Raw genomic sequence first — 24778 nt, 5'->3', positions numbered from 1 at the left:
GACCTATAAGCAAAGCGTCCACTCTCCTATCGACAAACTCGCGCCCACGCCCATGTCAACTGCCACGCCGCAGCATACCGACCATACGATCGACGGCGAGCCGATCCCCACGCTCGACGATATCGCCGCGCAGCACTTTGCGTTGACGCCGTGGGTGGCCCGAACGCCGGTGTTCGACAGGCTCGACTTCGCGTCGCTCGAAGGCACGGTGGTCAACTTCAAATTCGAGCTGCTGCAAGCGGGCGGCAGTTTCAAGGCGCGCGGCGCGTTCACGAATCTGCTCGCGCTCGACGAAGCGCAACGCAGCGCCGGCGTGACGTGCGTGTCGGGCGGCAATCATGCGGTGGCGGTTGCGTATGCGGCGATGCGGCTCGGCATCAGCGCGAAGGTCGTGCTGTTTCGCGCTGCCAATCCGGCGCGTGTCGCGCTATGCCGCCAATATCGGGCGGAGATCGTGTTCGCCGAAAACATCGCCGAAGCGTTCGAGCTCGTACGTCGCATCGAGGCCGAAGAAGGCCGCTATTTCGTGCATCCGTTCAACGGTTATCGCACGGTGCTCGGCTCGGCCACGCTCGGCTATGAATGGACGACGCAAACGCCCGACCTGGAAGCCGTGATCGTGCCGATTGGCGGCGGCGGTCTCGCGGCCGGTGTCGCCACGGCCATGCGGCTCGCGAATCCTGGTGTGCACGTGTTCGGTGTCGAGCCCGAAGGCGCCGATGCAATGGGCAGGAGTTTCGCGGCGAACCACACCGTGAAGATGGGCCACATGCACGGTATCGCCGATTCACTGATGGCGCCGCACACCGAGGAATACAGTTATGAGTTGTGCCGCCGTCATATCGACGAACTCGTCACCGTATCGGACGATCAACTGCGCGCGGCCATGCTGATCCTGTTCGGACAACTGAAGCTGGCCGTGGAGCCCGCTTGTGCGGCTGCCACCGCGGCGCTGCTCGGACCGCTGCGCGAGAAGCTGCAAGGCAAACGGGTGGGCGTACTGCTATGCGGCACCAATACCGATCCGGTCACTTTTGCTGCGCATATCGAACGGGCGCGCCATGGCGTGTCACAGCTTCCTGAATAAAAAACAATCCTCGCGTCTCCCAGTTTTCCGGTCAAAGGACTAGTCTATCGGTTTGAGGTTGGTATGATCTCGTCATCGATATCCGGGAGGAAACTCTATGAGCATGGTCAAGGAATTCAAGGAATTCGCCCTTAAAGGCAACGTGATGGATCTCGCGGTCGGTGTGATTATCGGCGGCGCGTTCTCCACCATCGTCAATTCAGTTGTGAAAGACCTGATCATGCCGGTTGTCGGCGTTGCCGCCGGCGGCCTAGATTTCTCGAACAAGTTCATTCGCCTCGGCGCGATTCCGGCGAGCTTCAAAGGCAACCCCGAATCGTATAAAGACTTGCAAACGGCGGGCGTTGCGATGATCGGCTACGGCTCGTTCATCACCGTGCTCATCAACTTCCTGATTCTCGCGTTCATCATTTTTCTGATGGTCAAGTTCATCAATAATCTGCGCAAACCGGCCGACGCGGCGCCGTCGGAACCGCCGCCACCGCCGGAAGACGTGCTGCTGTTGCGTGAAATCCGCGACTCGTTGAAGAACTCGCCACGCTAAGCTTGCGTGCTTGATCGAAGCAAAAAGGGCTGTTGCGAATACACTCGCAACAGCCCTTTTGCTTCGTGCGCACAGGCGCTCGCGGCATTCAATCGGCGTTTCGCGTTACACGTTCTTTTGCGCCTTCATATTGATGGCCTTCTCGATCATCGTCTCCAGCTGAGCGAAGTTCACCGGCTTCGTCAAATGCGAAGTGAAGCCGGCGGCGAGGCAACGGCGCACGTCTTCGTCGGTGCCGAAACCGGTCAACGCAACCGCCGGCGCATTCGAATGTTCCCGATATGCCTTGATGAAGTCGAGGCCCGTGCCGTCGGGCAAGCCCACGTCGCTAATGACCAGATCGAAGGTCTGCAACTGCGTGGCGGCGAGTGCGTCGTCCACGCGACTCACGGTCGTGACATCGTGGCCGAGCGTGCGAATCAGTTGCGCCATGACTTCGGCCGTATCGACGTGATCCTCGATCAGCAAAATGTTAAGCACACCGGCCGAATGCACGTGATCGGGCATCACGACGAGCGACGTTTGCGCCGGTTCCGCCGCGGTCGGCAGCGTGATGGTGAAAGTGGCCCCGCAATGCGGCCCGGGGCTTTGTGCAGTGACCGTGCCGCCATGCACGTCTGTGAGCGCCTTCGTGATCGCGAGCCCCAAGCCCAGTCCGCCGAACTGCCGCGTCATGTTCTGATCGCCCTGCTCGAAAGCATTGAACAGTTTGCCGATCTGTTCCGGCTCGATACCGATGCCCGTATCTTCCACGGATATCTGCACGTGCATGCGTTCATCGCGCGTGCGCACATAGATATGTCCGCCGTCCGGCGTGAACTTCGCGGCGTTGCGAATCAGATTCCACAGCATCTGTTGAAGGCGCGCGCGATCGGCGAGCACGTAATGGTTCTTGGCATCCTTGTGCACATGCACGTCCTGCTGCTTGACCTGAATCTCGCTGCGGAACAGGTCGAGCACACTGTCCATCACGTCATGCACGTCGACCGTTTCCAGCGACAAACGCAGTTTGCCGTTCGCCACGCGCGTGAGGTCTAGCAGATCGTCGATCAGCCGGGCTTCCAGTTCGACGTTGCGGCGGATCATGCGCACGCTTGCCCGCGCCTGATCCGGCAGATCGGGAATCATCTCGAGGACGCTCGCGCCCGCCAGCACTGGCGTGAGCGGCGTGCGCAATTCGTGCGAGAGCATCGCGAGAAAGCGGTCTTTCGCGCGGTTTGCCTCTTCGGCGATCTGGCGTGCGGCCTGTTCAGAAGCAAGAAGCCGCTCGCGCTCCTCCATTGCTTCGCGCTCGGAATGGACGTCTGTGCAACTGCCGAACCATTTGCTGATCTTGCCGTCGGTGTCGCGCGTGGCGACCATGCGCGTGTTGAACCAGCGGTATTCGCCGTCGTGGCGACGAATCCGCAACTCGTGCCGATAGGTGCCCGCGTTGCTCGCCACCGCCTTGAGCCAGCTACGGCGGACTTCCTCGCGATCGTCGGGATGCACCGCATCGAGCCACGCAAGACCATGCGAGCTGTTTTCGGCAAGGCCGGTGTAGTCGTACCACTGCTTCGACAGGAAATCGCAGTCTCCCGCGCGATTGCAGGTGAGCACGAGGTGCGGCAGTGCCTCGGAGAGATTGCGGTAATGCTGCTCGCGATCGCGCAGCAGCAAGGCTTCATCCGACGCGCGCTGCAAGCGCACTTGCGATAGAACCCGTTCCACCGCTTCGGGCAGGTAATCGAGGTAATCGCCGGACTTCGGCACCACATCGGACACGCCTGCGCGCAGCGCTTCGATCACGCGCGATTCATCGGTAAAGCCGGTCACGAGGATGGCGGGAATCCGCACGCCTTCCGCGCGCAGACGGCGAAAGAAGTCGAGTCCGGTTTCCGGTCCGCTCAACTGATAGTCGAGCACCAGCAGATCAAGGCCAGCGCCGGCGAGCCGCTCGCGGGCCGCCTCCACAGTGGCGCACACCGCGACCCGGCAGCCGGCGCGCTCAAGCGACTTGCGCGCGAGCCGCAAGATGCCCTCGTCGTCATCGACGACGAGAATGCATGCGGCAGGCTGCGGGGGCGGGGATACTTCTTCGGTCATGCGCAATCTTCGTGGAGTAGGTCTGTGGAGTCCGTGCGTTGTCCGGTCACTTGTCACTTGTCACTCGCCACTTGTGACGGTGGTCATGACGGGGCGACGCGATGCCCGGACGGCAGCTTCACCACCTGCAGGAAAAACCCGAGACGTCGCACTGCTTCGATAAATGCATCGTATTCGACCGGCTTCGTAATATAGACGTTGCAGCCGAGTTCATAGCATCGCTCGATTTCGCGGGGATCGTCTGTGGTGGTCAGCACGATCACGGGCATGGGGGCGGTCTGCGGCGATTCCTTCAGGCGCCGCAATACCTCGAAGCCGTCCACGCGCGGCATCTTCAGATCCAGCAGCACGACGAAGTTCTTCAGATCTTCGGGGTCGGGATGCGCGCGAGTTGCGCGAGCATCGCCTGCGTCAGCCGGGTCGGCACCGAAAAAATAATCGAGCGCTTGCTGACCATCGCGAAAGCGCACGAAACCGTTCGAAACACCGGCACGGCGCAGATTGCGTTCGACGAGCGTGGCATGGCCGTCGTCGTCTTCGATCAGAACAATGCTGACCGTTTCCCCGTGACTCATATCCCCTCCCTCCCGCTTTATCGGTTCGTGCCTGGGTAGGCTCTGATTCGGCTCTGGTTCATGCCTCGTTCGTGTCGATGCGGCGCTGCCGGCCCGTCGAGCCGGTCTTTGCGTTGCCCAACTGGTCATCCGGTGCAGTTCTTTACTGCGGCCATCCACATTAAAGCCGCATGGGCTGTTCGGGCAATACGACGAAAAAAGTCGACCCCGCGCCCTCCGCCGATTCGACCCATACGCGCCCGCCATGCCGTTCCACGGCACGCCGCACTACCGCGAGGCCCACCCCGTCGCCGTTCGCCACCTCGCCATGCAGACGCTGAAACGCGCGGAACACTTTCGACATATAGGCAGCCGGAATCCCCAAGCCGTTATCGCGCACGTAGTAAGTGCGCATGCGCACCGCGCGCGGCCCGTTCTCGTCGACGGGTCCGGGCTCGAGCGCGCCGATCTCGACGCGTCCAGTGCGCGCCGGGTCGAGGTAATTCAACGCATTGCCGATCAGGTTACTGAATATCTGTTCAATCGCGCCCGGATCGCCCCACGCGGGCGGCAGGTCGCGCACGGTGACGACTGCCTCGTGCTGCCCGATGGCGCCCTGCAGCGTATCGACCACGCGCGCCACCACGCGCCCCACGCTCACGCGTTGCCACTGATATTCGAGCCGGCCGGCACGCGAAATCCGCAACAGCGCTTCGATGATCGCCGCCGCCCGCGTGACCGCACTGCGCAAGTAGTGCAAGGATTCGCGCACATCACCGTCGAGAATATGCGTCATACGTTTATGTTCATCATCCGGCAGGCGGGCTTCAACGACGATGCTGTCCAGCTCGTCGCACGAGACCTGCAATTCCTTCGAGAATCCTTGCAGATTCACGAGCGGCGAGCGCAAGTCGTGCGATACGCTGTAGATAAACATTTCATTGTCTTGTGTCTCCTGGCGCAGTTCCTCATTGACGCCGGCCAGTTCCTGCGCGCGCGCTTCGAGGCGCGCCTTGAGCGACGCCTGTTCGGCTTCCGCCTCACGCAGACGCGCGCCGGTCTCATGGAGCACGGCGTCTAGTGCCGCGATTTCGTCGTTACCGGACAGGCGCGCGGCAAGCGGCCGGCCGTTGCCCAGACGCTCGGCGTTATCGGTCAACACCTCCAGCCGCCGGCCGATGTTGCGCGCAAATACCACCGCCGTGGCCGCCCAGATCAACATCGATCCGAGCACCGCCGCGATCAACGCATATTGTTGACGCGCACGACGCCGCGCGAGCGCCGCCGAGCGCTGTGAATCCAGACGCGACGCCTCTTCGCCGAATGCCGCGAGTTCGTCGCGAAACACGGCGATGGGCTGCGGCAGCGCGCTGCTCTCTAGCGCGGCGAACGACTTCGCGCTGCGCCCTTCATGCAGCGTCTGCGAAACGGCTACGGTCTGCGCGCGATAGGCGTCGATCGCGCGCCTCATGTTATGCACCCGCCCGACTTGCTGCGGCGTATCCGCCACCAGCGTATCGAGCTTCGACAGACGGTCGCTTACGTCGATCCACACCGTATGCCGGTCGATCAACGACGGATCGCCGATCACCATGCCGGTGCGAACGCGCGCGGCCTGGCGCAATAGCGGATCGATAATCGCCGATGACTGATAAAGGATCTGCTTGCTATTGGTGACCCACTGCGCGGCCTGCGCCGTTTGCTCCTGGGTATCGAAGACGACGCCGAGAAGCGCCAGCTCGACCAGGCTGGGCACTGCGATCAGCAGCAGACCCTTGGTGAATAATTTCATGTTCGCCCGAAGGGTCGTTCACGCCGCGGCGGCTTGCGGGAACCCGCCAGCCGGACGGGCCATTATCGACGTGAATCGGCAATATTTCAACGTGAGTCCAGGATGCGCCGGCTCACATAAAAATGACTTTTTTATTGGTGCAAGATGTTTTTTCCGCGCGTCGTGCGTCTATGATGGAGTCAGATGTGGTGGAATGCGAAGGCGCGCGGCGAGGCGGTTCGGCATGATTCGTGCGGGAGGCGGTGAGGCGGCGGAGTCGTCGAATCATCGTGAATCCGGCCTTGTCGTATGCTATAAAAGATCGACGTGCGGCGCGCGAAGCCGGGAGTTGTCGCATGAGGACGCTGCGTTTCTTGCAATTCTTTTTCAGGCGAATTTTTATGTCCTTCCCGAAAAAGCGTAGACGCGCGAAGGTGGACGGCGATGAGTCGTTCCTCGCGGTACTGCGGCATTTCAAGCCCTTCGGTCAGCTCGACACCAAAATTGCGCGCGCTCGGGCGCAAGACGAGCCGGTCCTTTATGCACATGTGCTGCCTGGCCTCGACGTACTTCTATGCAGCGTGCGCGGCGCGCAACCGCCCTATCCGGCAGCGGTGGAATTGCGGCGGCGCTGTATCGAATCCATCACGAATGCACTGGAACAACCGCTCGACGGTCTTGAGAACGGCGGTTACTGGTATGAAGCCGATGGCTTCGGATTCCTGGTATTTGCAAGCCGCGCTCGCGGCAAGATCCTGACAGAGTTCGGCGCGACACGCGTCGGTGCGCGTCGCGGAGTCCGGCGGCAAGACGCGGCGGGCGACGCTACGCCGCGTTCGTTACGATAAGCTTTTATGGTTGCGACGCGGCCGCTATGTCGAGGGCACGCTGATCAGCCACAGAAAGATAAAAGAAAGGCTGCCGCCGAGCGTCCAGCTCCACCAGTCCGCGGTAAGAACGCAAGTCATCAGCTCCCCTTGTACTCAGCGGCACTCGCCGGCGCGACGACCGCGGGCTTGCGCCCGGTCGCAGCCGGCGCCGAAGCCGCCGAAGCCGCGCCCGCCGATCGCTTGTTGACCGGCGCACCTTCGAGTGAAATCGCGGGCTTCGGCTGCTGCTTGCTGCCGGGCGGCGGAGCCGCCGGCGCCTGACGAACCTGCGACAGCAGTTGAGCGCACGGCAACGGCTTGTTGTTGCTTGGCGCGAGCAACGGCAGCAACGCCGCAAACGGATTGATGAGACCGAGCCCGATTGCCGCGCCGCCGCGCAACGCCAGCGCGCCCGCGTTCACGCCGACATGCGGATTCTTGAAGGTGCCCTTCGCATACAGCGGCGAGCGCAGCGAAAAGACGCGAAAACCCTTGGTATGCGGATGCACGCCGAGATCCATCGTTTCGTCCCGCATATTCAGATTGCCGTCGATGTCGATCACGGCGTCGTCGGTATCGAGCGCGAACACACGCGACTCCAGCACGCCGTTGGTCGCGACGAAATCGGCGGCCGCACAGTTGATCTTCACGTCGCGATTGCCGAACAGCTTTTCGTACACCACGTTCGCGACATTCAAGCCGGCGGCTTCCATCAGCAAGCGGCTCACCGTGCCTTCGGTGACAAGCGCCTTCACCTCGCCATTCGACGTCGCCGCGAGCGCCGCGGGCGAATTGCCCGTCGCGGTGAGCGCGGCATCGCCATTGATTTCGCCGAGCGCGTTTTGCATCGTCTTGAAGTTCGGGAACAACTGCTTGAGCCTCACATGCCGCGCGGAAGTCGCAAAGCGTCCCTTGAGCGGCGTCCCGCTGCCGTCCAGATGAATGTCCGACGCGAGCGTGCCGCCGGCCACCCCGAACTTCAAAGGCTCGAGCGACAGCACGCCGTTCGTCATCACGATATGCGTGTACAGATCGGTGATCGGCAAATTGACGTTCTTGATGATGCGTCGGCCGGTGAACTTCACGTCGGCGTCGATTGCCTTCCAGCGGTCGGTGCGGAATTCCTCGACAGGCAAGGCCTTGTTGCCCGGCTGCTTTGCTGCGGTGCCGCGTTTGGCTTTGCTCGCGTTCGAGTCGGCGCCGATCACCGGCGCAAGGTCGGAGAACTGCAGCAAGTGTGACACGAGTTCGCCCTGCAACAGCGGGCGCGGCTGGCGCGCCGTGTAAATCAGCGAGCCATTCAAATCGCTGCCGCCTACGCGGCCCGTAAAGTTTTCATACTTGAAGACGTTGCCGGTGGACTTGAACTGACCGACGAGACGTCCTTCGGTTGCGTAAGGCGGCGTCTCAGGCAAGGTCACGCCCGTCAGCGAATAAAGCTTCGCCATGCTGCTGCCCTGTACCCATAGGCGCAGGTCCACGGCGGCAAGATGCGCCGGGTCCGTGACCGTGCCGACGAGGCCGACGCGGAGATCGCCGGCCTTCACATCCGCCTGCACCGGAAAGGGCCGGTTCGCGTCCTGCAGCGCCAGCACGCCGCCTACTTTGCCGCTGCCCGACACGGGCGTCTTGTTGTAGGTGCCTTTCAGGGTCCAGCCGATCGCGTACGGCGGGATGTCGCCCTGTGCGCCGCGCGCGGGATTCGTGCCGGCGGCGCCGCTCGCGCCCGATGCCGATGTCACCGTTGCGCCGCTCACGCCCGATGCAGACGCGGCGGTTGCACCGCTCGCGCGAGCGCTGGCGCCGCTCGCCGCTGCTCTGCTCGCGCCCTTCGATCCGCCCGCGACGAGCCCGCCCGAGGCACCCGTGGCCGCTGTCGTGCCCGATGCGTGGATGTCTGTCGCCGAAGCGCCCGATGCGGCGGCAGCCGATGCAGCGGAAGCCGCCGATGCCGCCTGTGCATCGGCCTGAGCGCTCAATTTTTTTGCGCCACCCTTGCCGATCGCTTCGGCTGATGCGTTGCGCGACGCCTGTTCCTGCTGCTTCAACGCTTCGCCGAGCGGAATCGGCTGACCGAGGGTATCGACGACCAACTGCGCGTCGACTTTCTTCTGCTGATCCGACAAAGCGATGTTGCCCTTCGTGAACACAATGTCATGCAACTGAAGCTTCCATTGCGACGGCGTCTTCGATGACGGTAACTGGAAGGTCCAGTTGTTGCGCCCATCGAGCATGCGTTCGAGATCGACAGAAGGATTGACGAGGTTGATCGCCGGAATCACGATGTCGTGGGTGACGAGCGGCAGCAACTTGACCTGGAAATGGATCTCGTCCAGCGTTGCGAACTGCGGCCGCTTCGCCCAGTCGGGATTCGCTATCGTGATGTTGGACGCCGAGAAAAGCGGCCAGGGCACCCAGCTTCGCCAACCGGTTTCGCCGACCGCATGCCGGAAGCGCACCTTCAGATCCCCGTTGATCGTGAACTGACGGCCGATAGCCTGCGTGACCTTGTCGTCTACATACGGCCGGGCGCGGTTCCAGTCGAAGGTCAGAATGAAAACCGTGAGCGCAACAACGAGAATGACGACAATCGCCAGTATCCACGCGACGATTTTTCCAATCCGTCTTCCGATTGTGCTCGACGCTGCCATTAAAAGGCTCCCGCGCTTTTCTTCGTTGTGTTTGATCAGCAGATATTGTGCCCGCTGAGCATGGCGGGCATCGGTCGTCGGCGGGTATTCCCGCTGTTTGCGGCCGCTTGTTCCTGCCTGTGCTGCTGTGCCTTTATGATGCTGCAACGCTCATCACGCTTCTCCCGGACCGACCCTTTCAATGACCGACGTCCCCCTCGTCCTCGCCGACGGTATCGTCAGGCGCGATGCGTCGCGCGGCCAGACGCTCCTTCAGCCGACCACGTTCGCGCTCCACGCGGGCGACCGCGTCGCGGTCACAGGCCCGTCGGGTTCCGGCAAGAGCGTGTTCCTGCGCTCGCTCGCGCTGCTCGATCCGCTCGACGCCGGATGCATCGTCTGGCATGGCGCGCCGGTCGCCCGCGCCGCGATTCCACGCTACCGGCGCAACGTCGCCTATATCCGGCAGCGGCCCGCACTGCTCGACGGCAGCGTGGAAGACAATCTGCGTTACCCGTTCGAACTGCGCGCGTATCGCGACGTGCGCTTTAACCGCGGGCAAGCGGCAAGCCTCGTCGCGCAAGCGGGCCGCGGCGGCGATTTCCTCGACAAGCGCGCAAGCGAACTGTCAGGCGGCGAAGCGCAAATCACCGCGCTGATCCGCGTGCTGCAGCTCGCGCCGCAAGTGCTGCTGCTGGACGAACCGACGGCCTCGCTCGACCCCGAGTCGTCGCATGCCATCGAGGAACTCGTGCGCGCATGGTTCGAGGCCGAGCCTCGCGCTCGTGCTTCGATCTGGGTGTCTCACGATGCGGCGCAGGCCGCGCGAATGAGCGAGCGCCATCTGACGATGCGGGCGGGCGCGCTCGACGAGTCCGCGCTCACGCCCGCTCACGGAGAAACCACTCGATGACACTCCAAAACCTGAGTCTCTGGGACGTCGCGATTGCCGCGCTACTGATCGTCGTGAACGGCGTGGTATCGGTCGCGCTCAAGCTCGACCTCGAACGCAAGCTCGCGTGGGCCGCGGTACGCACCGTCGTGCAGTTGCTTGCGATCGGCTATGTGCTGGGTTGGGTGTTCCGTTACGACCACTGGTTCGTCGTACTGCCGTTGATGATCTTGATGACGCTGATCGCCGGTTTCGCGGGCGCGCAACGCGGCAGCCGCACTTACGTCGGACAGCTCGCGGACAGCGTGCTGTCGATCTGGGCCAGTTCATGGCTGGTGGCCGCAGTCGGCCTCTTCGTCGTGATCCGCATTCACCCTTGGTACGAGCCGCAGTATGCGATTCCGATTCTCGGCATGATCCTCGGCAATACGCTCACGGGCGTATCGCTCGGCATCGAGCGGATGACGGAAGAACTCACCGCGCGGCGCGACCGCGTCGACATGGCGCTCGCGCTCGGCGCGAGCCGCTGGGAAGCCGCGCAGGCGCCCGCGCGTCAGGCGGTGCGCGCCGGCATGATGCCGACGCTCAACCAGATGGCCGTGGTCGGCGTGGTGAGCCTGCCCGGCATGATGACCGGCCAGGTGCTGGCTGGCCAGTCGCCGTTGCAGGCGGTGCGCTATCAGATCGTCATCATGTTTCTGATCGCCGCCTCATCGGCGCTCGGAACAGTGGGCGCGGTGCTACTCACATACCGGCGCCTGTTTTCGGCGGAACACCGGTTTCTGTCCGCCCGCTTGATCGAGCGGACTGCGGCGCGGCGCTGAACCGCCGCGCGCCCGACGTGCCTCAGCGCTTCGCGCTGATCGCCACTGTGCTGCCGTCGCTGAGCGTCAGCGTTTTGGTGCTGCCGTTCACCGGCATCGTAAAACGCAGGACCTGGCTCATGCTGACATCGTTCGGACACTTGATTGATTTCCCACTGGCCGTGACCGTTTTGACGCCATCCGGCTTGTGTGCCTGGAAGCTCAATTGCACGGTCGCCGTGCCGTCGTCGGCGACGACCGGCGCGAGACGGATCTGCGTCTGGCGGATCATCGCGCCGTTGGCATCGAGCGGCAGCGACGCGTAGTTCGGGCACGCATCGGTGGCGGCAACCGCGCCGCCGGGCGGCACGGTCTTCCACGTGAAGTCGTCGGACTGGCCGGAGCGGATCGTGCGCGTTTCCTGAGAGTTGCCGAACTGTTTCGATGTGACGCGGACCGTGTAACGAATCGGACCGTCGAGGGCGGATTCCGACGTTACCGTGATCGGCGTGGCCGCATGAGCGGCCGGCGTGAGCAGACCCGCAGCAAGCGCACACGCGAGAGAAGCGACAACTGAAACGGCGGAAAGTTTGAAGCTGGAGCTCATACTGTCACCTCGTTGTTGTGTCGCTGCGTGCCCCGTTAGCGCGACTGCCCGCGCATGATCCGCGTGAAGCGTGCCGAAGGGCGGCAGCGGACGCGGGACACGCAACCGTTTTGGCATGATGCTCCACCAGTCTACCGCCAAGCGATGCCGCGCGTGCTTTCCTGATATCGGGTGTTACCCCGCTTGCGCAGATGGGTTTTGTCAGGAGCTGCTCGCGCCGCAAGTCAGCGTTTGCCGCTTCCCGTGCCAGGCGAGTTGTTGTCCGAGCTGCCGTCGGAATTGACGTCGGTGTGCGCGTCGTTCTGCGTCTTTTCCTGATACTCGCCGCCACCGCGGCGGTCGGTGTCTTGCAGACCGCGCTCGACGTCGCTATGCGCCTGCTTGCCGATACCCCGCGGATCCTCGTCGTTCTGCGACTCCGCGTTCTGGTCGTTCTCATGCGGCAGCGGCGCGGCTGCATCCTCCAATGAGCGCGGGTGCTTTTGTGCATGCGGATCGGCCTGCTTGTCGCCGTCCGACGATTGCGGTGTGCTCTTCATAGCGTGCTCCTTGCATGTATTGAATGTGGCGGCGCAATGCGCGCGGCTAGCCTCCGTTCAGGCGCTTTCTCATTGCCGCGGTAATGCGCTGGCGCGTTTTCGGATAGTCGGCCCACGGGTCGCTCGTGAGGTCCGCGAGACGCTCGTGCAGGTTCTGGATGTTCCACTGATCGCCGCCGGTGGTTGTCGCGACTTCGTCCCACGCGAGCGGCACCGAAACGCCCAGGCCCGGCCGCGCGCGCACCGAAAACGCGGCGACCGTGCTCGAGCCGCGGTTATTGCGCAGATAGTCGACGAAGATCTTCTGCTTGCGATTTTGCGCACCCATCTTTGCGCTGAAGTACTTCGGCAGCGTGCTCGCCATGTGTTGCGCGACGGCCTGCGAGAATTCCTTTACTTCATCCCAGCCCGCGTGTTTCGCGAGCGGCACCACGACATGCAGGCCCTTGCCGCCGCTCGTCTTGCAAAAGGCCGCGAGGCCGAGTTCTTCGAGCAGCGAGCGCGTCAGTTGAGCGGCCTCGATCATCCGCTCCCAGCCGAGCGACGCGTCCGGGTCGAGGTCGAACACGACGCGGTCGGGCTTTTCGATATTCGACGCCACGCCGTTCCACGTGTGAAATTCGATGGTGCCCATTTGCGCGGCGCCGACCAGCGCCTTGGCGCTGTCGACGGTAAGGAGCGGCGGATGACCGGGATCGAGCCCGGGATGCTGCGTGATGTTCGGGATCGACAGCTTCTGGGTGTGCTTCTGAAAAAACAGCTCGCCGCCGATGTCCTCGGGCGCGCGCACCAGCGACACGGGCCGGTCGACGAGGTGCGGCAACATCCATTGCGCGACCGATTCGTAGTACTGCACGAGGTCGATCTTGCGCGCGCCGGTGCTCTTGTCGATCACGCGGTCGGGATGCGAGATGCGAACGCCGGCAACTTCGGCCGGCGGCGACGATTTTTTCGATCGGGTTGCGAGTGTTTCGCTGGCGGTCCTGGCGGTTTTGCTTGTAGCCTTTGCGTCGGACGTTTCTTCCGTCGGTGCGCTTATTTTCGTTGTCGCTTTCCTTGTCCTTTTTGCCGTCTCTCTTGATGTGTCTTTCTCCTCCGTTTTAGCAGCGCCCTTCTTCTTCGCAGTCGAGGTCGCGGTTTCTGCCTCGCTATCGGCGCTCGCGGCCCCATCGCGCGCCGAACGTTTCTTCGGCGCGGTCCCGGCTTCGATATCGGTTTGCTGTTGCACGTCGTCTCCTTTGCGCGGTGCTTCCTTGACGATCTGGCGCGCCGGCTTGTCGTTGCGCAGACTCACGAACGACGCCTGGCGCACGATGCCGTCGCTCGTCCACTCCGCGAAATTGCATTCCGCGACGAGCACCGGTTCGACCCAATGCACCGGCGTGCGGCTGCGCTCGCGCGGCGGGCTCGCGAACGGCATGCGCTTCGTTTCATGCGCGTCGAGTTCCTTTTTCACCGAGCGCAGCAATGCGGCATCGAAGCCCGTGCCGACGCGGCCGGCGTATTGCAATTTGCCCTTGCTGTCATGCACGCCCAGCAGCAACGCACCGAACGCCGCGCGGCTGCCCGACGGTTCCGAGTAGCCGCCGATCACGAACTCCTGGCGCCGGCGGCATTTCAGCTTGATCCACGTGGCCGAGCGGCCGGACATATAGCCGCTGTCGCGCCGCTTGCCGATGATGCCTTCGAGCGCCATGTCGCATGCGCTCTTTAGCAGATCGTCGGCGCTGAACTCGAAGTCGTTTGAAAAACGCAGCACGCTGTCGTCGATCGGTTCGAGCAGCGCGCGGAGAATCGCGCGGCGCTGCTGGAGCGGCACGCCGCGCAGGTCGTAGCCGTTGAGGAACGGCACGTCGAACAGATAAATGACGATGTCTTGTGGACGGTTCGAGTCAAACGCGTTTTGCAGCGCCTGGAAGCTCGGCACGCCGTTCTCGTCGAGCACGACTGCTTCGCCGTCGAGCCACCCGCTTTCGATGCCCAGGTGTTGGAACGCCTTCACCTGCTTGCTGAACTTGGCGCTCCAGTCGTTGCCCGCTCGCGTGAAGACCTGCACGGCGTGTCCTTTCGCACTTGCGTCGATGCGGGCGAGCACGCGATAGCCGTCGAACTTGATTTCGTACGACCAGTCGTCGCCGGGCGGCGTTGCGTCGACGAGCGTCGCCAACTGAGGCTTGAGCGTTGCGGGCAGTTTGGCCTCGACCGCGCCTTCTATCGCGGGCGATGCGGCGAGTTCGCGCAGCGACTCGCTGCTGCGCGTCGCGACGATGTCCGGGCGCTTTGGATCGCCGCGCACCGATGCCGTCTTGCCCTTCTTGGCGGCGACCTGATTGCCCGCCTGTTTCGTTGCTTTTCCACCGCTCGCCGGCGCAGCCGCGCCGCCGAGCACGCTGCCAGGCCGTTCGGTCAGGATGTCGTATTCGCTGTCGTCGCGAGACGCTTCGTCGCGCTCCTTGATCAGCAGCCATTGCTCCTTGTCCGCGTTGCCGCGCATGTGACTGCGCACGAGCGTCCAGCCGCCGTGCAGCTTGTCGCCGTGCAGCCGGAATTTGAGCTTGCCGGCGCGATAGGTGCGCTCGGCCTCGGCCACGCCGCCGACTGGCTCCCACGTGCCGCGATCCCAGACGATCACCGTGCCCGCGCCGTAATTGCCGGGAGGAATCTCGCCTTCGAACGAACCGTATTCGACTGGATGGTCTTCCACATGCACGGCGAGGCGCTTCACCGATGGATCGAGGCACGGCCCTTTCGGCACGGCCCACGACAGCAGCGTGCCGTTCAGTTCGAGCCGGAAGTCGTAATGCAGACGCCGCGCGTGGTGCTCCTGAATGACGTACGACAGCCCCTCGTCCGCTCCGCGCGGTGCCGCCTTGCGGCTACCTCGCTTGCGAGTCGCACGCGTGCCCGCGGGCTCCGGCGTTTCATCGAAGCGGCGCTTGCGGTTGTAGAGATCGAGTCTGTCGTTCATGGCGAGGACTGCGGCCCACTTATCATTCCATCAAGCCGCCGCGCGGCGTTTGCGCGCCGCCGTCGTCGACTTCGCGGCTGAACGGCCACCGCTGCTGCTGCCGCTGCCGCGCGGCGCGCGTGTCGAGCGCGTGGCGCGTGGCTTTTTACGCGATGCCGTCGAGCCGCTTTCCTCGTCGGCATCCGTCTCTTCGTCGGCAGCCGCGTCGTCCGCGGCACGCTTGCGCGCGCCTGTCGCCGGCTTGTTCTTGCCGCGCCCCAAACTGCGTTTGAGCAGGTCGGACAGATCCAGAATGTCGGCCGATTGACGCGCTTCGCGCGGGGCTTCAATCTCGGTGATTTCCTCGGTCTTGCCCTCGCGGACCTTGCGATCGACGAGCGCCATGATGTCGTCGCGGAACGTATCGTGATAATTCGACGGATCCCACGCGTCGCTCATGTCGTCGATCAGTTTTTTCGCCATATCGAGTTCGCGCGCGCTGACGCCCGCCGCCTTCGTGCCTTCGGCGGGCAGCTTGAATTCGTCGAAATCGCGTACCTCGTTGGCCCAGCGCAGCGTATTCAGAGCGAGCACCGGACCGACCGGAATCAGTGCGGCCAGATGCTGTTTGTTATGCAACACGACACTCGCCACCCCGACCTTGCCCGACGATTTCATCGCCTCGCGTAGCAGCGCATAGACCTTCTCGCCCTTGCGGTCCGGCGTGAGGAAGTACGGCGTGTCGAGATAGAGGAACGAGATGTCGGGCGCGTCGACGAACGCAAGAATGTCGACCGTCTGCGTGGATTCGGGGTTCGCCGCGCGAATCTCCTCGTCGGTCAGAACCACGTACTTGTCCTTCTCGTACTCGAAGCCGCGCACGATGTTATCGCGCGTCACGTCCTTGCCCGTGCGCTTGTTGATCTGCTTGTAACCGACCGGGTCGATCGTGCGCTTGTCGAGCAGATTGAAGCCCACTTTCTCCGACTTCGTGGCCGGATACAACTGCACCGGTACGTGAACGAGGCCGAAGCTGATCGCGCCTTTCCAGATCATGTGTGCCATCGTGCGCTCCCCTGGGCCTAAGACCCATGGTGAAGCAGCAAGCGTGCCACGGTTTTGCGCCGCCGCGCGGTGCGGGTCGTCGTTATCGTGGCGCGCGTCGCTGTAAGTCTTGCATGATGGCGGCAAAAACTACGGAGTCCCGCGCATTGCCAATTCGAGTGCTATAGACACTGCAATGGCACGCTGGCGAAGCCGCGAAAGCGCACGCGTCCACCACGCGTCGGCTCGCCGTCGAGTCGATATGAAGGAAAGCGCTGAACGAAACGGCCGATTGCAATGCGGGCTTCGAGCCGCGCGAGCGAGACGCCCGCGCATTGATGGATGCCGAAGCCGAAAGCGAGGTGCCGGTTCGGCGCGCGGCGGATGTCGAAGCGGTCAGGCACGGGGAACTGCTCCGGGTCGCGATTGGCTGCGCCGATGCACAGCGTGATGGGCGTGCGGCGCGCAACGGGGAAGCCGCCAATTTCCGTATCGACGGTCGTCAAGCGATTGCCGAGCTGGTTGGAACTCTCGAAGCGCAAACATTCTTCGACTGCCGATTCGATCAACGACGGCTCGCTCAGCAACGCGGCGCGCTGCTCAGGCCATTCGGTCAGCGTGACGAGGCCGTTGCCGATCAGGTTCGTTGTCGTCTCGTGGCCCGCGTTCAGAATGAAAATGCAGTTTTGCAGCAGTTCTTCTTCGGACAATTGCTCGCCGCCGCGCTCGCCGCTTTCGCCACGCTCGCCTTGGATCAGACGCGTAAGGACATCATGCTGGGGGTCGCCCGGCTCACGCCGGCGCCGTGCGACCAGACCGCGCAAATAATCGACGAATTCGCTCACCGCGCGATTGCCGCGCTCCAATTGCGCCTCGGTGAGCGACGGTTCCAGCGCGCCCAGGATAGCGAGCGACCACTCGCGCAACGGCGCGCGCTCGGCATGCGGCACGTCGAGCAGATTGCCGATGATCTCCACCGGAATCGCCGACGCGAATTCACCGATCAGATCGATGCGTCCGCGTTCAGCCGCGGCATCCAGCAAGCCGTCAACGAGACGAACGAGGCCCGGCTCCATCGCCGCGATCGCGCGCGCGGTCAACGCCCCGGCGATCAGCTTGCGCACCCGTGTATGGCGAGGCGGATCGTTGAACACGAGGCTCGTTGTGTGATGTGCATAGAGCGGCGAGTCGCCGTACTTCGGCCTGAATTCGACGGTCTTGTCGGAACTGAAGGTTTTCGGATCGCGGTACACGGCCTGCACGTCGCGAAAACGTGTGAGGAAGAGGGACCCGTCCGGCATGCGCTTGACCGGCTCATGCGTGCGCAGCGCGTGGTAAGCCGGGTATGGGTCCGCGTAAAACTCGCGGCTCAGATGGCGCAGATCGAAGTCGCGCGCGATGGTGGCTGCGTCGCCGGCGGTCGCCGTGGGCATGCGTTGTCTCCATGTGGTGCGCCGTGTAGCGCTTGCTCTTTGCTATTGCTCTTTGCTCTGGCAATGCGTGGGCTTTGCTTGTGCTTTCCTTGCGTCGCGTTACTGAAGTTCGCGCAGCGCCTTGAAGGCGCGAATGCAATGAGCCGCGGGCGTCGTTTGATTTGTCAGTATGAACCGGGCGTCGACGGTTTGCACTGTCGTCAGCCCGCGCCTCATGTTCGCGACCGCCCGCGCCGTCGAACCGTTGCGAACCGCTACAATAGCGGGATTTTCCGCGCGAGCCGCGCGCGCGCCCTTTCCTGCGTCAATGCGTCGCTCATGAACCTCGTCATCCAAAGCCCTGCGCCCCTTTCCGTCGATCACCACAAAACGCTCGTCGCGCTTGCCCGCGGTTCGCACGCCACCGTCGTCGACGCGACCGCGATTCGCATCGCCGACGCCGACGTCGCGCAGCGCCCCGACCTCGACGTCTATTGCGGCACGCATCGGCTGGACTACGCTTTTGTTGAAGCGGGCCGCCAGTTGCATGAGTTCGGCCTCGTCGCCATGGACATGGATTCGACGCTGATCACGATCGAATGTATTGATGAAATCGCTGATTTCTGCGGCCTGAAAGCGGAAGTCGCCGCGATCACCGAGGCCGCGATGCGCGGCGAGATCAAGGACTTCAATGAAAGCCTGACGCGCCGTGTCGCGTTGCTCAAGGGCCTCGACGCGAGCGCGCTGGAACGGGTCTACGAAGAGCGCCTGCAACTCTCGCCGGGCGCCGAGCGGATGCTGGCGGGCGCGAAAGAAGCCGGACTGAAAACGCTGCTCGTGTCCGGCGGATTCAATTTCTTCACCGAAAAACTGAAGGCGCGGCTCGGCCTCGACTTCACGCGCGCGAATATGCTCGAGATTGTGGACGGCAAACTGACGGGCAAGGTGCTCGGCGAAATCGTCAACGCCGATGTGAAGGCGCGCACGTTGCGCGAGACTTGCGCGCAACTGCACATTGAACCATTCCGGGCGATTGCGATGGGCGACGGTTCCAACGATCTGAAAATGATGGCCGAGGCGGGACTTTCCGTCGCGTTCCGGGCGAAGCCGGTCGTGCGCGAAGCGGCCAACGTGGCATTCAACTACGTGGGCCTCGATGGGTTGTTGCGGTTGTTTTGAGGTCCAGCTGAGGGCTGACGGAGAGCTGACGGAGAGCTGACTGACAGTTGACTGAGGCCTGACTCAGAGCTGCAAGGCCGGCGCAGCCCTCATCCAGATTTATCTATTCACAAAGAAGCCCACCGGGAACGCATCCCGCGTGGGCTTTTTTTTCCTACGCCCCAGCCGGAGTCAGACGTTCACGCCAGGGCCGCGAGGCACTGCTCGATATCCGCACGCAAATCGGCCTCTTCTTCGAGGCCAATGTAGAACCGGACCAGCGTGCCGCGATGCGGCCACTGACCTTCCGTGCGCATCGACGCGATGTCGTACGGCATCACGAGGCTGTGCGCGCCGCCCCAACTCCAGCCGATAGCAAACAGCTCGAGCGACTCGCAGAATGTGTCGATTTGCGCGGCGCTGTAGCGGCCGTCGAACACGACGGAAAATAATCCGCCTGCTGCCGTGAAGTCGCGCTTGAAAAACTCATGACCGGGACAGTCGGCAAGCGCCGGATGCAACACCGCGGCGATCTCCGGCCGCATCTTCAACCACTGCGCCAGCGCAAGCGCCGAGCGGTCATGCTGCTGGAAGCGCACCTGCATGGTCGGCAGGCTGCGCAAGATCAGCGAACAGTCATCCGACGACACGCCGATGCCCATGCGCATGCGCGCCGATTTCAACTTCAGATGCAGTTCGCGATCGACGGTGATGGTCGCGCCCATCAGCACGTCTGCGCCGCCTGACTGATACTTGGTCAGCGCCTGAACCGAGATGTCGACGCCGTGATCGAACGGCCGGAAACCGAGGCCGGCGGACCACGTGTTATCGATCGCCGTCGCCACGTTGCGCGCCCTGGCGGCTGCGGTGATCGCGGGCACGTCGGCGACTTCCATCGTCACCGAGCCGGGCGCTTCGAGCCAGATGAGGCGCGTGTTCGGCCGGATCAGATCGGCGATGCCCGCGCCGATCATCGGATCGTAGTAACGCGCCGTCACGCCGAAATCGCGCGCCAGCCAGTCGCCGTGATCGCGGTTCGGCGAGTAGACGTTGTCGGGAATCAGCACGTCGTCGCCTGCCTTGACGAGCCCGAAATACACGTTCGAGATCGACGACAGGCCCGACGGCTGCAACAGCGCATGATTGCCGCCCTCGATGGCGGCGAGGCGCTGCGCTAACGCAAGCGCCGTCGGCGTGGCATGCAGGCCGTAGCGCCACTGCGCGTCGTTTTTCCAGTCGAGCGCGCGCATCGTCGCGAGGTCGGGGAACACGACCGTCGACGCGCGCGTGACCGGCATCGAAAAAGACTCGAAGCCCGGCGTGAGCTTGTCCTCCGCGTGCACGATTCGTGTTTGCAGAGCGCGTTTGAGTTTGGATTGCGTCATGATGAATTCGATGAAAAGCGGACGGAGCGGCGCGCGCGAAAGGCGGCGCCGGTCAGCCAAGAGTAGACGAGTCCGCGAAATTTCGCCTGGCGGCGCGCAAGAACCGTGAGGCTCGCGCCGCGCGCAGGCTCACTCGCCGGTTTGCAGATTGCTGACGCCGCCGACGGGCTGGCCTCCGCGCTTTGCGGCTGCGGCGGCTACGGGTGCGGGTGCGGCTGAGATCGCGGCAGGTGCAGTCGCCTGGGCCGCGCCGTCAGCAGCGGTTTTGCCAGCCTTCCCGGCCGCTGCCGCCGGTGCGCCCGCCGCCGGCACCGCTTGCCCCGCGGCCAGGGGCTTGAGATCGAACGGCTGCGGGTCGGAATCGTCGACGTTCATCCGGTCGCCGGCTACCGAACCATCGGCCGCGAATTTGCCGACCCAGTTCCCGGTGATGTGCGTGCCGTCGTTCGATTCCTCGACTTCCAGCGTATCGCCGTCACGGTCGCCGGCGATCAGGATCACTTCGCCAGTGTCCGTGAACTGATACTCGCCATGAACGCCGGACGAATCGTCCGTCTTCGGGCCGAGCCGCAGCACGATCTGACGCGAGCCGAGTTTGCCGCTGTAGCGCGGGAATTTTGCGAATTCGCGGCTTGGCTTGAGCGGCAGCTGAATCGGCGGCGGCGCCGCCAGTTCCTTGACGGCATCGCTTTGCGCCCACGCCTGCACGGGTAGCGAAGCCGCCGCGCTCACACACAGCAACGCGGCAACGCTCACCACTTTTACGCTGCGCCCACGCACTGCGCCCTTCACCGATTTCGATTCCCGCATCCGTTCCTTCCTCATTGCTGGATACCGCTTGCCGCGCCCTTCAGGCCATTCAAATCCGTTCGAAGATCGCCGCGATGCCCTGCCCGCCGCCAATGCACATCGTGACCAGCGCATAACGCCCGCCGATGCGCTCCAATTCGTACAGCGCCTTCACGGTGATCAGCGCGCCGGTCGCGCCGATCGGGTGGCCGAGCGAAATGCCCGAGCCGTTCGGATTGACCTTGGCCGGATCGAAGCCCAGTTCCTTGCTGACCGCGCAGGCCTGCGCGGCGAACGCTTCGTTGGCCTCGATCACGTCGAGGTCCGCGACCGTCAGACCGGCGCGCTCCAGCGCCTTGCGGCTGGCCGGCACGGGGCCGATGCCCATGTAGGCCGGATCGACGCCTGCATGCGCGTATGACACGAGCCGCGCCAACGGCTTGATGCCGCGCTGCTCGGCGATGCCGCGCTCCATCAGCACGACCGCCGCGGCCGCGTCGTTGATGCCCGAGGCGTTGCCCGCCGTGACCGTGCCGTTTTCCTTCGCGAATACGGGCTTGAGCTTGGAGAAATCTTCCGCCGATGCGTTCATGCGCGCGTGCTCGTCGGTGTCGAACACGACGTCGCCCTTCTTCGACGCGATCGTGATCGGCAGAATCTGTTCCTTGAAATAGCCGCTCGTGATTGCGTTGGCCGCGCGACGATGCGATTCGAGCGCGAGCGCGTCTTGCGCTTCACGCGAGATGTCGTATTGGCGCGCGACGTTCTCGGCGGTCACGCCCATGTGGATCGACTGGAACGGATCGTTCAGCGCGCCGACCATCATGTCGACGAGGCGTGCGTCGCCCATGCGCTGACCGAAGCGCGCGGCGGGCATCGAGTAAGGCGCGCGGCTCATGTTTTCCGCGCCGCCGCCGATCGCGATGTCCGCGTCGCCGAGGAGCACGCTTTGCGCGGCGGAGATAATCGCCTGCAAACCCGAGCCGCACAGGCGGTTCACGGTCAACGCGGGCGTGTGCTGCGCGACCCCGCCGTTGATCGCGGCCACGCGCGCGAGATACATGTCTTTCGGTTCGGTGTGCACGACGTTGCCCAACACCACGTGGCCGACTTCGTCGCCGGACACATTGGCGCGCGCGAGCGCTTCACGCACGACGCGTGCGCCGAGTTCGGTCGGCGGAAGATCCTTCAGACTGCCGCCAAAACCGCCGATTGCCGTGCGCACACCGCTGACCACCACTACGTCTCGTTGCATCGCTCGCTCCTCTTCTGTCTGTCAAGATGATTGGTTTCGGCTAGACCGTGTCTCGCAGCGCGCGAAATGCGCGGCGCTCAGCCCGCCAGAATCTGTTCGACCATCGCCCGTGAAGGAATCGGCGCGACCGCGCCGTAGCCTTGCGTGGACAGCGCCGCGGCGACGTTCGCATAACGCGCCGCTTCGAATGGATCGTCGCCCGCAACCATGCGCGCGATAAACGCGCCGCCGAAGCAGTCGCCCGCGCCCGTTGCATCGAGCGCATTGACCGCGTGGCCCGGCACGACGCGCCGTTCGTCAGGCGTCGCGATATATGAGCCTTCCTTGCCCAGCTTCAGCGCGACGACGCGCGGGCCGTGGGACAGCAGAAAATCGACGATCTCGTCGCGGCCCGTCAAACCGGTGAGTTCGGTGACATCATCCCAGCTCGGCAAGCAGATGTCAGTCTGACGGATGGCTTCCAGCATCACTGCGCGCGCCCGGTTCAACGGCCACAGCTTCAGACGCAGATTGGTGTCGAAGCTCACGCGCACACCATTGGCGCGGGCATACGCGATGGCTTCGAGCGCCGCGTCGCACGCGCAGAGACTGATCGCCAGGCTGATACCGGACAGATGCACGACCTTGGCGGCGGCGATCGCATCGAGCGGCAGGTCGTGCGGCGCGTACCGGCTCGCGGCGGAACCGGCGCGCAGATAGTCGAACGCATGACCGTCCGGACCGTGCGACACGAAATACACGCCCGTGGACGCCTGCGGATCGATGCGCACCAGCGCCGTATCCACTTGCTCGCGTTCCCACAGGTCGATCAGGAGCCGCCCGAAATGATCGGCGCCGACGGCTGACACGAAGCCAGTCCGCGCGCCTTGCCGCGCCGCCGCGATGCAGAAGTTCGACGTGTCGCCGCCGAAGCCCTGCAAATAGTTCGGCTGGTCCTTCGCCGACTGGTTGAACTCGATCATCGCCTCGCCAAGCGCGAGGATTTCCGGATCAGCGGATCTGCTTTCCGTCATCGTTCAGACCTCGCCCCACAGGTCGTGACCGTCCGCGCCGGTGATCTTCACCGACACGAAATCGCCGACCTTGTAACGCTTCGACGCCTTCGCGGCGGGCGCGACATACACGACGCCGTCGATCTCGGGCGCATCCGCGGCCGTGCGGCCAATGCCGCCATCCGCGTTGATCTCGTCGACCAGCACCTTCAGCGTCTTGCCGACCTTCTTCGCGATCCGTTTCGCCGACACTTCCTCGGCGACTTCCATGAAGCGCGCGCGACGTTCTTCGCGCACTTCGTCGGGCAACGCGCCGTCGAGCTCGTTCGCCGTTGCGCCTTCGACCGGCGAGTACGCAAAGCAGCCGACGCGGTCCAGCTCGGCCTCGCGGATGAAGTCGAGCAACGTCTGGAACTGTTCCTCGGTCTCACCGGGGAAGCCCGCGATAAATGTGCTGCGGATCGTCAGGTCGGGGCACATCTCGCGCCAGGCCTTCACGCGCTCCAACACTTTCTCCGCGTTGGCTGGGCGCTTCATGCGCTTCAACACTTCGGGATGCGCGTGCTGGAACGGCACATCGAGATACGGGAGCACGTGGCCTTTGTAGGGACCGGCGGCCATCATCGGGATGACTTCGTCGACGCTCGGGTACGGATACACGTAATGCAGACGCACCCATGCGCCATATTGCGCGGCCAGTTCGCCGAGCGCGCCGACCAGATCGGTCATGCGTGTCTTGATCGGCTTGCCGTTCCAGAAGCCCGTGCGGTATTTGACGTCGACGCCGTAGGCGCTCGTGTCCTGCGAAATGACGAGCAGTTCCTTGACGCCGGACTTGAAGAGATTTTCCGCTTCGAGCATGACTTCCGCGACCGGACGCGACACGAGATCGCCGCGCATGGACGGGATGATGCAAAACGTGCAGCGGTGATTGCAACCTTCTGAAATTTTCAGGTACGCGTAGTGACGCGGCGTGAGCTTCACGCCCGCGGCCGGCACGAGGTCGACGAACGGATCGTGCGGCTTCGGCAGATGCGTGTGCACGTGCTGCATCACTTCGCCCAATGCGTGAGGACCGGTGACAGCCAGCACTTTGGGATGCACTTCTTCGATGAGGCCGGAACCGCTCGCGCTCTTCTTCGCGCCGAGGCAGCCGGTGACGATCACCTTGCCGTTTTCGTTGAGCGCCTCGCCGATTGCGTCGAGGCTTTCCTGCACCGCTTCATCGATGAAGCCGCAGGTGTTGACGACCACGAGGTCCGCACCGTCATACGTGCCGGAAATCTCGTAGCCTTCGGCGCGCAGTTGGGTAATGATCTGCTCGGAGTCGACCAGGGCTTTTGGGCACCCGAGGGATACTATACCTATACGCGGCGAATCCGGCTTACTAACGGCTTGCAACTTTGACATGTGGG

The 24778-nt window shown here is 63.6% G+C and carries 20 protein-coding genes; 6 read left to right on the top strand and 14 right to left on the bottom strand.

Annotated features, from left to right (window positions below; genetic code table 11):
• Nucleotides 1-52: 52 nt before the first annotated feature.
• Both C0Z16_RS25280 and mscL read left to right on the top strand, forming a co-directional pair.
• Nucleotides 53-1087 carry a threonine/serine dehydratase gene (locus C0Z16_RS25280; protein WP_102634802.1) on the top strand — a complete coding sequence of 345 codons (1035 nt, stop codon included), beginning with the start codon at nucleotides 53-55 and terminating at the stop codon, nucleotides 1085-1087.
• Between the two features lie 97 nt (nucleotides 1088-1184).
• Nucleotides 1185-1631 (top strand): large conductance mechanosensitive channel protein MscL, encoded by a 447-nt coding sequence (gene mscL / locus C0Z16_RS25275; protein WP_102634801.1) that lies wholly within the window; start codon nucleotides 1185-1187, stop codon nucleotides 1629-1631.
• A gap of 105 nt (nucleotides 1632-1736) precedes the next feature.
• On the opposite strand, the gene C0Z16_RS25270 is transcribed toward mscL, so the two are convergent.
• The 3 genes from C0Z16_RS25270 to C0Z16_RS25260 all read right to left on the bottom strand — a co-directional run bounded on the left by C0Z16_RS25270 (nucleotide 1737) and on the right by C0Z16_RS25260 (nucleotide 6062).
• Nucleotides 1737-3716, bottom strand: coding sequence for a hybrid sensor histidine kinase/response regulator (locus C0Z16_RS25270; RefSeq protein WP_102634800.1), 1980 nt, complete (start codon nucleotides 3714-3716; stop codon nucleotides 1737-1739).
• An 83-nt stretch (nucleotides 3717-3799) separates the two neighbouring features.
• On the bottom strand, nucleotides 3800-4291 hold the full coding sequence (locus C0Z16_RS25265) for a response regulator (protein ID WP_102634799.1): 492 nt from the start codon (nucleotides 4289-4291) through the stop codon (nucleotides 3800-3802).
• A 160-nt stretch (nucleotides 4292-4451) separates the two neighbouring features.
• On the bottom strand, nucleotides 4452-6062 hold the full coding sequence (locus tag C0Z16_RS25260; RefSeq protein WP_102634798.1) for a sensor histidine kinase: 1611 nt from the start codon (nucleotides 6060-6062) through the stop codon (nucleotides 4452-4454).
• Between the two features lie 335 nt (nucleotides 6063-6397).
• On the opposite strand from C0Z16_RS25260, the gene C0Z16_RS25255 reads away from it, so the two are divergent.
• Nucleotides 6398-6889, top strand: a complete 492-nt coding sequence (locus C0Z16_RS25255) for a hypothetical protein (protein WP_102634797.1) — start codon at nucleotides 6398-6400, stop codon at nucleotides 6887-6889.
• A gap of 119 nt (nucleotides 6890-7008) precedes the next feature.
• Here C0Z16_RS25255 and C0Z16_RS25250 read toward each other — a convergent pair whose 3' ends face one another.
• On the bottom strand, nucleotides 7009-9561 hold the full coding sequence (locus C0Z16_RS25250) for an AsmA family protein (RefSeq protein WP_102634796.1): 2553 nt from the start codon (nucleotides 9559-9561) through the stop codon (nucleotides 7009-7011).
• A 181-nt stretch (nucleotides 9562-9742) separates the two neighbouring features.
• Here C0Z16_RS25250 and C0Z16_RS25245 point away from each other — a divergent pair, with 181 nt between their 5' ends.
• Together C0Z16_RS25245 and C0Z16_RS25240 are read left to right on the top strand one after the other, a co-directional pair.
• Nucleotides 9743-10453 (top strand): ABC transporter ATP-binding protein, encoded by a 711-nt coding sequence (locus tag C0Z16_RS25245; RefSeq protein ID WP_102634795.1) that lies wholly within the window; start codon nucleotides 9743-9745, stop codon nucleotides 10451-10453.
• On the top strand, nucleotides 10450-11256 hold the full coding sequence (locus C0Z16_RS25240; RefSeq protein ID WP_102634794.1) for an ABC transporter permease: 807 nt from the start codon (nucleotides 10450-10452) through the stop codon (nucleotides 11254-11256). Before C0Z16_RS25245 ends, C0Z16_RS25240 begins: the two co-directional genes overlap by 4 nt.
• Before the next feature lie 22 nt (nucleotides 11257-11278).
• On the opposite strand, the gene C0Z16_RS25235 is transcribed toward C0Z16_RS25240, so the two are convergent.
• The 5 genes from C0Z16_RS25235 to C0Z16_RS25215 form a co-directional block, all read right to left on the bottom strand.
• Nucleotides 11279-11842: a DUF6013 family protein gene (locus C0Z16_RS25235; protein WP_102634793.1), complete on the bottom strand. Its 564-nt coding sequence runs from the start codon at nucleotides 11840-11842 to the stop codon at nucleotides 11279-11281.
• A gap of 224 nt (nucleotides 11843-12066) precedes the next feature.
• Nucleotides 12067-12381 (bottom strand): hypothetical protein, encoded by a 315-nt coding sequence (locus C0Z16_RS25230; protein WP_102634792.1) that lies wholly within the window; start codon nucleotides 12379-12381, stop codon nucleotides 12067-12069.
• 46 nt (nucleotides 12382-12427) lie between these two features.
• Nucleotides 12428-15349 (bottom strand): DNA ligase D, encoded by a 2922-nt coding sequence (gene ligD, locus C0Z16_RS25225; protein ID WP_102634791.1) that lies wholly within the window; start codon nucleotides 15347-15349, stop codon nucleotides 12428-12430.
• Nucleotides 15350-15379: 30 nt separating this feature from the next.
• Nucleotides 15380-16393, bottom strand: a complete 1014-nt coding sequence (gene ku, locus C0Z16_RS25220) for a non-homologous end joining protein Ku (RefSeq protein ID WP_102634790.1) — start codon at nucleotides 16391-16393, stop codon at nucleotides 15380-15382.
• Nucleotides 16394-16554: 161 nt separating this feature from the next.
• On the bottom strand, nucleotides 16555-17805 hold the full coding sequence (locus tag C0Z16_RS25215) for a cytochrome P450 (protein ID WP_102634789.1): 1251 nt from the start codon (nucleotides 17803-17805) through the stop codon (nucleotides 16555-16557).
• 318 nt (nucleotides 17806-18123) lie between these two features.
• Here C0Z16_RS25215 and serB point away from each other — a divergent pair, with 318 nt between their 5' ends.
• Nucleotides 18124-18963: a phosphoserine phosphatase SerB gene (serB, locus tag C0Z16_RS25205; RefSeq protein ID WP_102634787.1), complete on the top strand. Its 840-nt coding sequence runs from the start codon at nucleotides 18124-18126 to the stop codon at nucleotides 18961-18963.
• Nucleotides 18964-19142: 179 nt separating this feature from the next.
• Here the strand turns inward: serB and C0Z16_RS25200 are convergent, their stop codons facing one another.
• From C0Z16_RS25200 to rimO, 5 genes are all read right to left on the bottom strand, one after another.
• Nucleotides 19143-20327 (bottom strand): cystathionine beta-lyase, encoded by a 1185-nt coding sequence (locus tag C0Z16_RS25200; protein WP_102634876.1) that lies wholly within the window; start codon nucleotides 20325-20327, stop codon nucleotides 19143-19145.
• A 129-nt stretch (nucleotides 20328-20456) separates the two neighbouring features.
• Nucleotides 20457-21137 (bottom strand): hypothetical protein, encoded by a 681-nt coding sequence (locus tag C0Z16_RS25195; protein ID WP_102634786.1) that lies wholly within the window; start codon nucleotides 21135-21137, stop codon nucleotides 20457-20459.
• A gap of 49 nt (nucleotides 21138-21186) precedes the next feature.
• Complete coding sequence (gene bktB / locus C0Z16_RS25190) at nucleotides 21187-22371, bottom strand: beta-ketothiolase BktB (RefSeq protein ID WP_102634785.1); 1185 nt, start codon at nucleotides 22369-22371, stop codon at nucleotides 21187-21189.
• Nucleotides 22372-22448: 77 nt separating this feature from the next.
• Nucleotides 22449-23384 (bottom strand): sugar kinase, encoded by a 936-nt coding sequence (locus C0Z16_RS25185; RefSeq protein ID WP_102634784.1) that lies wholly within the window; start codon nucleotides 23382-23384, stop codon nucleotides 22449-22451.
• Between the two features lie 3 nt (nucleotides 23385-23387).
• Nucleotides 23388-24773: a 30S ribosomal protein S12 methylthiotransferase RimO gene (gene rimO, locus C0Z16_RS25180; RefSeq protein WP_102634783.1), complete on the bottom strand. Its 1386-nt coding sequence runs from the start codon at nucleotides 24771-24773 to the stop codon at nucleotides 23388-23390.
• Nucleotides 24774-24778: the final 5 nt, after the last annotated feature.

Source organism: Paraburkholderia rhynchosiae (assembly GCF_002879865.1).
GTDB classification, from domain to species: Bacteria; Pseudomonadota; Gammaproteobacteria; order Burkholderiales; family Burkholderiaceae; genus Paraburkholderia; species Paraburkholderia rhynchosiae.
The sequence above is the reverse complement of the archived record's forward strand: the minus strand, read 5'-3'. Positions and strand labels throughout refer to the sequence as shown.